At 71.7% G+C, this 8,692-nt stretch carries 9 protein-coding genes; 4 read left to right on the top strand and 5 right to left on the bottom strand.

All coding sequences use genetic code 11. The features are described from left to right. Positions 1–1,178 (bottom strand): SulP family inorganic anion transporter (locus tag RIM90_RS28770; RefSeq protein WP_309063679.1); only part of this gene is annotated, 1,178 nt, incomplete at its 3' end. A gap of 406 nt (positions 1,179–1,584) precedes the next feature. On the opposite strand from RIM90_RS28770, the gene RIM90_RS28765 reads away from it, so the two are divergent. Next, complete coding sequence (locus RIM90_RS28765) at positions 1,585–1,998, top strand: MerR family transcriptional regulator (protein WP_309063678.1); 414 nt, start codon at positions 1,585–1,587, stop codon at positions 1,996–1,998. Between the two features lie 223 nt (positions 1,999–2,221). On the opposite strand, the gene RIM90_RS28760 is transcribed toward RIM90_RS28765, so the two are convergent. Further along, entirely contained in the window at positions 2,222–2,953 is a 732-nt protein-coding gene (locus tag RIM90_RS28760) for a lytic polysaccharide monooxygenase (RefSeq protein ID WP_309063677.1), read from the bottom strand. A gap of 614 nt (positions 2,954–3,567) precedes the next feature. Between RIM90_RS28760 and RIM90_RS28755 the strand changes: the two genes are divergently transcribed. Beyond that, positions 3,568–3,996, top strand: coding sequence for a DoxX family protein (locus RIM90_RS28755; RefSeq protein ID WP_309063676.1), 429 nt, complete (start codon positions 3,568–3,570; stop codon positions 3,994–3,996). A 273-nt stretch (positions 3,997–4,269) separates the two neighbouring features. On the opposite strand, the gene RIM90_RS28750 is transcribed toward RIM90_RS28755, so the two are convergent. Together RIM90_RS28750 and RIM90_RS28745 are read right to left on the bottom strand one after the other, a co-directional pair. Beyond that, positions 4,270–4,929 carry a DUF5701 family protein gene (locus RIM90_RS28750; protein ID WP_309063675.1) on the bottom strand — a complete coding sequence of 220 codons (660 nt, stop codon included), beginning with the start codon at positions 4,927–4,929 and terminating at the stop codon, positions 4,270–4,272. 444 nt (positions 4,930–5,373) lie between these two features. Continuing rightward, positions 5,374–6,357: an RNA polymerase sigma-70 factor gene (locus RIM90_RS28745; protein WP_375165593.1), complete on the bottom strand. Its 984-nt coding sequence runs from the start codon at positions 6,355–6,357 to the stop codon at positions 5,374–5,376. 131 nt (positions 6,358–6,488) lie between these two features. Between RIM90_RS28745 and RIM90_RS28740 the strand changes: the two genes are divergently transcribed. Next, the gene (locus RIM90_RS28740) at positions 6,489–6,974 is read left to right on the top strand and encodes a carboxymuconolactone decarboxylase family protein (protein ID WP_309063673.1); all 486 of its coding nucleotides are present in this window, start codon (positions 6,489–6,491) and stop codon (positions 6,972–6,974) included. A 94-nt stretch (positions 6,975–7,068) separates the two neighbouring features. Here the strand turns inward: RIM90_RS28740 and RIM90_RS28735 are convergent, their stop codons facing one another. Beyond that, on the bottom strand, positions 7,069–7,398 hold the full coding sequence (locus tag RIM90_RS28735) for an alpha-amylase (RefSeq protein ID WP_309063672.1): 330 nt from the start codon (positions 7,396–7,398) through the stop codon (positions 7,069–7,071). A 448-nt stretch (positions 7,399–7,846) separates the two neighbouring features. On the opposite strand from RIM90_RS28735, the gene RIM90_RS28730 reads away from it, so the two are divergent. Next, on the top strand, positions 7,847–8,692 hold an 846-nt coding region (locus RIM90_RS28730), incomplete at its 3' end, for a PfkB family carbohydrate kinase (protein WP_309063671.1).

The raw sequence follows: 8,692 nt of genomic DNA, 5'->3' as shown, positions 1-8,692 counted from the left end.
ATGACCATCGCGGCGACGGAACCGACGACGACGCCGATGGCGAGGTTGTGGGTGGCGACGACGACGATCACCGTGGTGGCCATGACGACGGTCTCGCCCGGCGGCATGCGCTTGAGGGTCCTGGGCCGGATGGAGTGCCAGTCGAAGGTGGCCACCGACACCATGATCATGACGGCGACCAGGGCGGCCATCGGGATGTCGGAGACGACCGGGCCGAAGACGATGCACAGCACCATCAGGAAGGAGCCGGCGAGGAACGTGGACAGGCGGGTGCGGGCGCCCGAGACCCGTACGTTGATCATCGTCTGGCCGATCATGGCGCAGCCGCCCATGCCGCCGAAGAAGCCGGTGACGATGTTGGCGATGCCCTGGCCGATGGACTCGCGGGTCTTGCTTGAGCGGGTGTCGGTGATGTCGTCGACCAGCTTGGCCGTCATCAGCGACTCCATCAGGCCCACCAGCGCCATGGCGAGCGCGTAGGGGGCGATGGTCGTCAGGGTGTCCAGGGTGAAGGGCACGTCCGGCAGGCCCGGCACCGGCAGGGAGGACGGCAGTTCGCCCTTGTCGCCGACCGTGGGGACCGCGATGCCCGCGGCGACGGTGATCACGGTCAGCACGATGATGGAGACCAGTGGCGCCGGGATCACCTTGGTGATCTTCGGGAAGAAGACCATGAGGGCCAGGCCGGCGGCGATGAGCGGGTAGACGGCCCAGGGGACGTCGCGCATCTCCGGCACCTGGGCCATGAAGATGAGGACGGCGAGGGCGTTGACGAAGCCGACCATCACCGAGCGGGGGACGAACCGCATGAGCTTGGCCACGCCGAGCGCGCCGAGGATCACCTGGAAGACACCGGCGAGGATGACGGCGGCGACCAGGTGGCCGAGCCCGTGCTCGCGATTGAGTGGCGCGATGACCAGGGCGACCGCGCCGGTGGCGGCGGAGATCATGGCCTTGCGGCCGCCCACGACGGAGATGACGACCGCCATCGTGAAGGAGGCGAACAGCCCGACGCCGGGGTCGACGCCGGCGATGATCGAGAAGGAGATCGCCTCGGGAATGAGGGCCAGGGCCACGACCAGGCCGGCCAGCACCTCGGTGCGCAGGACCTTCGGGGAGGCCAGCCAGTCGGGTTTGGACGGGCGCAGCCTGGGGGCTGCGGACAGCGGTGAGGACATGCAACCGTTTCTGTTCGGGCGCACACGTCCATGCCGCTGGACGCACACGCGCGTCGTGCTGATTCCACAGGATGAGGAATCCCTCCGGCGGCCCGGCCGCCTCGGCGGGGGCCGTGCCGGACAGGGCGGCAACCCTGCGGTTGCCGGTCGGGCATCATTGCCCGGAAGTCTTCGGGTGCCGTCCGGGCCCGGGTCGGGGCCTCGCCACGACGCTCGCGTCCCTGCCGTGCACTGGACGGCGGGGACGATCCCGGGGGAAACTCTACCCTGACGTGAGGGCAGAGTGCGAGATGCGCCTTGTGAAACGTAGGTAAACAGCTCCCAGGATCTTGTGATCGTCCTTACGTAGACTGAACGACTTGGCCCTTTCGCAAGCGGGCGGAGATCCGAAGGAGAAGGCGCGGCGATGAGCGAGCGGCACATGCAGATCGGTGAGGTGGCCGAGCGGACCGGTCTGTCGCTGCGCACCATCCGTCACTACGAGGAAGTCGGCCTCGTTATTCCCTCGGCCCGCAGCAAGGGCGGCTTCCGGCTGTACACGGAGACCGACGTCGAGCGGCTGATGGTGATCCGCCGCATGAAGCCCCTGGACTTCTCCCTGGAGGAGATGCGGGACCTGCTGGAGATCACCGACCGGCTCGGCGACACCGCCGGCCCGCCGGCCGGCGAAGAGCGCGAGCGACTGCGGGAGCGGCTGGACTCCTACCGGAAGGTGGCCGACGCGCGCTGCGAGACCCTGCGCGCCCGCCTGGAGATGGCCGAGGACTTCGCCGCCACGCTGCGCCGCCGGCTGCAGGAGGACGCCCGCTCGACCGCCTGATCCGCTCCGGCCCGCCGTACGCGAGCGCGGCCCGCGGCGAGGACGCCCCGCACCGCGCGGTCTGCCGCGCTCCCCTTGCACCACTCGCCTGCACCGTCATGCCCCACGAGGAGCCGCCGAGCCGCGGCCCGCCATCAGGACGACCTCGCGTGCAGGGCCGACGCGGTGGGATCCGGCGCGAAGCGGCGCGCGCCACGTCGGGCACGCGCCGCCCCGGGTACGCTCACGCGGCCGTGCAGGCTCCGAGGTCTTCCCAGACACCCCACTCTCCGGTGGTGCCGGGCTTCTCGCCCGTCACCCACCACTTGGCGCGCCAGGTGTGCCCGTCATGGGAGACGGTGTCGCCGCCGTGGTAGACGCTCCCGGAGTTCCAGAGCGGCGCGGCGCAGGCGCCCGGCTCACCGTCGCCGCCGCCGTCATCGCCACCGCCACCGTCGCCACCGCCGATGTTGACGTCGATGCAGGAGTAGAAGGCGTTGCCGGTGTCCGCCACGTTCCAGACGGCAAGCACTTTCTGACGGCCGGTGAGGCCGCCGAAGTTCACCTGGTGGCTGACGTCGGCGGGAGGCTGCGCGCCACGGCCGTCGAACTCGGCGATCTTCCGGTCACCGACGAAGTACTGCCAGGTGTCGGTGGCGTGCCGTGCCGTGTGGTGCCAGGTGAAGGTGTGCGTGGTGCCGACCGGCGTGACCCGCCAGCCCTTGCTGTCGTCGTCGAGCTCGGCGAACTGCGCGTTTCCGCCGCTGCAACTGCGCAGACCCTTCGGCCCCTCGACGCTCTGCGGCTCGTACTTGATCTGGCCGCAGTCGACGACGCCCGCGGCGCACTGGTCCTGCCGGCTGCCGGGCGAGGTCACCCAGCCGTGGGCGTTGGCCGTGCTCGCCGGAAGGCTGACGGCGAGCAGGGGAGCGACCAGCGCCCCGAGGGCGAGAGCCACTCGTCTTTTCGTGTTCATGCCATACCACTTTCCTTCGGGGTGCGTCGGGGCCGCCCGTGAGGCGCGGCCTTGCCGACCGTGCGTGGTGCGCGCCGCGTCGATCACGCGCCCCGCCGGGCCGGCGGGGCACGCGGGCGCGCCGTTCCGGCGGCGGGCGCCGTCGTCCGCGCGTCCCGCCCTCACCCGACCGACGCCGTGGGCCGAGACGGAGGCCGACTCAGGTCTAGACCTGAACGACTTCAGGTCTAGACCATAGCGGCGGACCGGGTCCGGTCAAGAGGTTGTGCGAAGTGAACCGACGAACAGCGGACGCCGGCCCCGGACGCTTGCCCGAGCCGGAACTTCTCGCGCTAATGGTCTAGACAAGAGCCGTCGACGTGGTGAAAAGTTCGCATGCGCGTCCGTGTCGCCCGGACAACGCCGGGCCCCCACCATGCCGCGCACCACCCGCGAACGCGGCGGCACCACCCGGTGGGGCACCGCCCCGGAGCACCATGCGCCGACGCCGCCGGCCCACCGACGGCACCGCTCCGCCGGCACCGCTCGGTTCGGCACGTCCACACGGAATCAGCCTCGCCCCCCACCGCGGCGCAGCTCCCCGAAGGCCGCTGCGCGAGAGAGGAGCCCGACCGATGGAAGCGCTGGAGAAGAGCAGGGAGTACGCGATCGGACTCTTCCGGATCGTCGTGGGGCTGCTGTTCGCCTCTCATGGGGCTGCCACCTTGTTCGACGTCCTGGGCGGTCCGCACGGAGCGAAGCCCGACTTCGCCGCATGGCCGGGCTGGTGGGCCGCCGTCATCCAACTCCTCGGCGGCACGCTGGTTCTGTGCGGCCTCGGGACCCGCGCCGCGGCCCTCCTGTGCTCCGGGTCCATGGCGTACGCCTACTTCGTCGTGCACCAGCCCGATGCGCTCTTCCCCCTCGAGAACGGCGGTGAGACGGCGGTCATGTTCTGCTGGTCCTTCCTGCTCATCGCCGTCCTCGGACCCGGCCGGTGGGCGCTGGCGCCCCTCCTCCGCTTCCGGCGGCGGGCCGGCACCCGGCCGATCGCACCGGCATGACCGGCCGCTCGGCCGCCTCTCCCGCCGGCACCTCACCCGGCCGGCCCTGGGCGGATCCGTGTCCGCCCCGCCCGTGCCCGGGCACCTCTCGCCGAGGTGCTCTCGGGCCGGGAACGGACGGAGCCGAGCAGGACCGGGCCAAGCGGGTGCCCCGTACGGCCGGTACGCAGAACGCCTGCACCGGGCCGGGGCGTTCGGGGCGGGGTGCACACCGCCCCCGAGCTGCGTCACGTGCCGCTCCCCCGCTGCCCCGGTCCCGGGTCGCCGTAGAGCTCAGGGGTGCCTGCGACCCGCGGCGGAGGCGAAGCCCAGCCAGGTGTGACGGTTGCCCCACCAGCACCAGCCGACCTTCGGGGCGTTGCGCCGCTCACGGCCGTCCCGCCCCGTGCCGTTGCTGATCCAGATCGCCGGGGTGCGGGCGTCCAGGGTGCCGTTCGCCTTGCGCAGCCGGGAGCCGATCGTCATGAAGCAGCGGTTGCGCTCGAGAACCGCCGGCTGCTGGAGCACCCAGTGGATGCCTTCGGTGAGCAGGAACGGGGTGCGGTCCTCCTTGGTGAGGGCGGGCAGTGCCTCCTCCGGGCTCCAGTTGGCCATGTGGTCGCCCCGGTCGGGGGCGGTGACGAGGTAGAGGGGGGCGTCGGGCAGCTCGACGGCGCAGGGAGCGAAGAGGTCGACGTCGGGCATGTCGGTGACGACGAAGCCGGGCTTGTCGTCATGGCGGAGCAGCGGTGCGACGGCGGAAGCGGGGACGCGGTCCGGGTGGACGGCGAGCAGGGCGTCGCCGTCTCCGCCACCGGCGCGATCGGCGAAGGCGCGCAGTTCGTCGGCGGATATTCCCGCGAGTTCGTGCACCCCGAGCTCGATCAGGCGTTCCGCCTGGGCGGCGAGCGACGGGAGCGGAGGCAGGGTGTCGGTGGACGAGGTGCCGGGCAAGGTGCTCCTTCGTTCGCGGTTCTGAGGCAGTGGACTCGAGGCCAACGAGATGGCCGGCCGGAAGGTTCCCGGCGGACGTGCCCGCCACGACGGACGGCTCCACGGACGGTGCCGGTGCCGATGCCGCGGAAGGCGCACAGGACGGCGCCGGAGACCTGGCAGCCGTACGACATCGCCTGCCGCGCAGCGTGCTTCGGCGGCAGCGGCGACAGGACCGCCGACGCGCGGGTGACCGTCGTGCGGAACGGCGAGAGGACCCACGACGACGTCGCGAGCGACGGCCCGACCGGCGGGGGCGCGCCCCCTTCTCCCGCGGTCGTACGCCCTGGCTCACCACCGCCGGCGGGGACGCACCGTGGCCCGCACGCCGCCGCAGCGTTCGGCGGCGCTTCCCGCACGGATGACCACCGGGCAGGCCCCGGAGCCGTTTCCGAGGGGCCCGCTTCAGCGGCGCAGGACGGTCTCCCGCTGCATGTGCGACAGTTTCTCGGGATTGCGCACGGCGTAGAGCCCGGTGACGAGACCGTCGTCGATGTGCACCGCCACGACGGTGTCGACCGCGCCGTCGAGCCGGAAGATCAGTGCCGGGTGGCCATTGACCTCCGCCGACAGCAGCGACATCCCGGCGGGGAGCCTGCCCAGCCCGGCGGCCAGCAGACGGCCCACCTTGTCGGCGCCCACGACGGGCCGCAGGACGGCCTGCTTGACTCCGCCGCCGTCACCCAGGAAGACGACATCCGGTGCGAGGATGTCCAACAGGCCCTGCAGGTCGCCCGTTTCGATCGCCCGTCGGAACGCGTCGAGCGCGTCCCGGGTCTGGGCCGGGGAGACGGTCCCGCGCGGCCGGCGCGCCGCGACGTGCGCCCGTGCCCGGTGCGCGATCTGACGGACCGCGGCCGGGCTCTTGTCGACGGCTTCGGCGATCTCGTCGTACCCGAGGTCGAACACCTCGCGCAGCACGAACACCGCCCGCTCGGTCGGAGTGAGCGTCTCCAGCACCAGCAGCATCGCCATCGAGACGCTGTCGGCCAGCTCGACGTCCTCGGCCACGTCGGGCGAGGTGAGCAGCGGCTCGGGCAGCCAGGAGCCGACGTAGGACTCCTTGCGGCGGCCGAGCGTGCGCAGCCGGCTCAGCGCCTGGCGCGTGGTGATCCGGACCAGGTACGCACGCCGGTCGCGCACCGTGCCGAGATCGACGCCCGCCCACCGCAACCAGGTCTCCTGCAGGACGTCCTCCGCGTCGGCGGCCGAGCCGAGCATCTCGTAGGCGACGGTGAACAGCAGGTTGCGGTGGGTGACGAACGCCTCGGTGGCGGGATCCGTGCGGCCACCACCGGCCGACTGCCCGGCCCTGTCCTGTGTGCGCTTGCTGTGCTCGCTCTTCACCGGCTGCTCCTGCCTGTTCGCTCGCGACGGTGCCACGCGCACAAGACGCCGGGACCCGCGATTCCGTGACATCCGCGGGCGGTGGCGCACGCCACACGGCCGTCCCGTCACACGGCGCGGATCGCCGGCATCTCGTGTTCGTTCAGCGCCACGCCACGAGTGAGGACCACGTCATGGACGCCCGATTCAACCTGTTCGACAACGAACTCGCCGCCAGGTTCGCCAAGCGGTTCGCCGGCGCCGCCCTGGTGATCCACGGTTCGTCGCTGCCGAAATCCACACAGGAACTGGTGTCGCTGCGCGCCAGCCAGATCAACGGCTGCGGTCACTGCGTCGACATGCACACCAAGGAGGCCGCGGCCGCCGGTGAGACCGCAGTCCGGCTCCACCTGGTCGCCGCCTGGCGCGAGTCCACCGTGTTCACCGAGGCCGAGCGGGCCGCACTGGCGCTCGCCGAAGAGGGCACCCGGCTCGCCGACGCCCACCCCGGCGTGTCCGACGAGACCTGGGCCCGGGTGCGCAAGCACTACGACGACGACCAGGTCGCCGCGCTGGTCTCCCTGGTCGCCATGATCAACGCGGCCAACCGGCTCGCCGTGATCGTGCACCAGCGGGGAGGCTCCTACGAGCCCGGCAGGTCCGCCGCCGCGGTCGGCTGACCGGCGGACGCGTCCGGGCCGGGCCGGTCGGGGATCGCGTGGTCCCTGACCGGCCCGCGCCTGTCCGGGCGCGGCCACGGCACGTCACCGCTCCTCAGCCGGAGGTGCCGGAGCACAGTACGGCGCCGAGCACGCGGTCGCCCTGGGTGCCGTGGCCGGGGAAGGTGATGTGGTCGCCGGGGCCGGCGACGCGGCACGGGACGTCCCGGCCGTCGCTGTAGGCGATGGTCAGCGTGTACGTGCTGGAGCAGTTGTTGGTGACGAACGTGTAGCGCCAGCCCGGGCTGACCTCCACGCAGGCCGGAACGCTCTCGGAGGACTCCACCGCCGCTTCGGGCGGCACCGCGTGTGCTGCCGCGTTTCCGGTCAGGACCGGCAGCGCCGCTGCCGCCACCGTGATGAACGGGCGCATTGTCTGGCGCACTGGACCGCTTCCCTTCGACTCTTGAACTGACGGGCATCAGGCTAGGCGGATCGGAAGCGCCCGGAGTCGGATTGCGTCACCTTTTCGCAAGTTTCAGCAACTCATTGCAACAACTCTTGAACACTGGACGAAACATGAACCCGCAGTTGAGGGACCCGGCGGCGCCGGTTCGACGCGTCGGCGGTCACGCGGTCATGTGAGGCCGGCCGAGCGCAGACATCGACCGGAAAAGGCCGTTACCGACGGGAAGGCAACCGAGCTGCTCTCCAAGGGAGTTGCCCGACACTGGTGAGGAACGACGGCCGACTGAAATTTTCAGCAACCGGTTGCGATCCCGCGGACCAGGGTGTTTGACTCACCTCCCGCGCCGTCCGCACCACCGCCCTCGACCTGGGGACGCGTTGCCCGGGGCCGCGGTCCCCCCGGTGGCGACGGAAGGAAGTCACACATGAGCCTGTCCCCCCACGACGTCCTGGTGGTCGGCGGCGCCGGAGTGGACACCATCGTCCGCGTCGAGAGGCTGGAGGTTCCCCCGGGCGACTCGCTGCACGTCCCGCCCGTGTACGACTACGTCGCGCACACCGGGAACGGTGTGGCGCTCGGCTGTCACGCGCTCGGACTCGCCACCAAGTTCATCGACTTCCTCGGGGACGATCCGCAGGGCCACGCGGTGCTCGCCGCGTATGCCGAGCGGGGACTGGACTTCAGCCGTCTGGTGTCCCCGCACGGCACTCCGCGCGGCATCAACCTGGTCGACGCGCAGGGCCGCCGGTTCTCCTTCTACGACTCCCGGCACCCGGCGGACCTGCGGCTGCCCCGCTCGTTCTACCTGCCGCACCTCCAGCGGGCGCGGCACGTCCACCTGTCGATCGTCGGCCACAACCGCGACATGTACGAGGACGTCCACCGCCTGGGCGTCACCAGTTCCACCGATCTGCACGACTGGGACGGGGCCGACCCCCACCACCTCACCTACGCCCTCGCCTCCGACTACGTGTTCCTCAGCGCGGCGGCCCTGCGCGGCCGGCTCGACGCGGTGCTGCACCGGATCGTCGACGAGGGCCGGGCCCGGTTCGCGGTGGCCACCGACGGCGCGGCGGGCTGTCACGTGCTGGTGCGGGGCGAGGAGAGGACGCGGCACTTCCCCGCGGTACGGCCGGAGCGGCCGGTCGTCGACACCAACGGCGCGGGCGACGCGTTCGTCACCGCCTTCCTGCACGCCCTGCTGGAGGGGCGGCCGCTCGAGGACTGTGTGCTGGCCGGTTCCGTCTCCGGTGCCTTCGCCTGCGGAAGC

Source organism: Streptomyces sp., from assembly GCF_031181555.1.
Lineage (GTDB): Bacteria > Actinomycetota > Actinomycetes > Streptomycetales > Streptomycetaceae > Streptomyces > Streptomyces fimbriatus.
This window is presented reverse-complemented; position numbering and strand designations above follow the sequence as displayed.

Bases quoted from the DNA above. Each gene is read 5' to 3' on its own strand.
- RIM90_RS28740 (WP_309063673.1), top strand. From the start codon at position 6,489: ATGGACGCCCGATTCAACCTGTTCGACAACGAACTCGCCGCCAGGTTC.
- RIM90_RS28760 (WP_309063677.1), bottom strand. From the start codon at position 2,953: ATGAACACGAAAAGACGAGTGGCTCTCGCCCTCGGGGCGCTGGTCGCT.
- RIM90_RS28755 (WP_309063676.1), top strand. From the start codon at position 3,568: ATGGAAGCGCTGGAGAAGAGCAGGGAGTACGCGATCGGACTCTTCCGG.
- RIM90_RS28765 (WP_309063678.1), top strand. From the start codon at position 1,585: ATGAGCGAGCGGCACATGCAGATCGGTGAGGTGGCCGAGCGGACCGGT.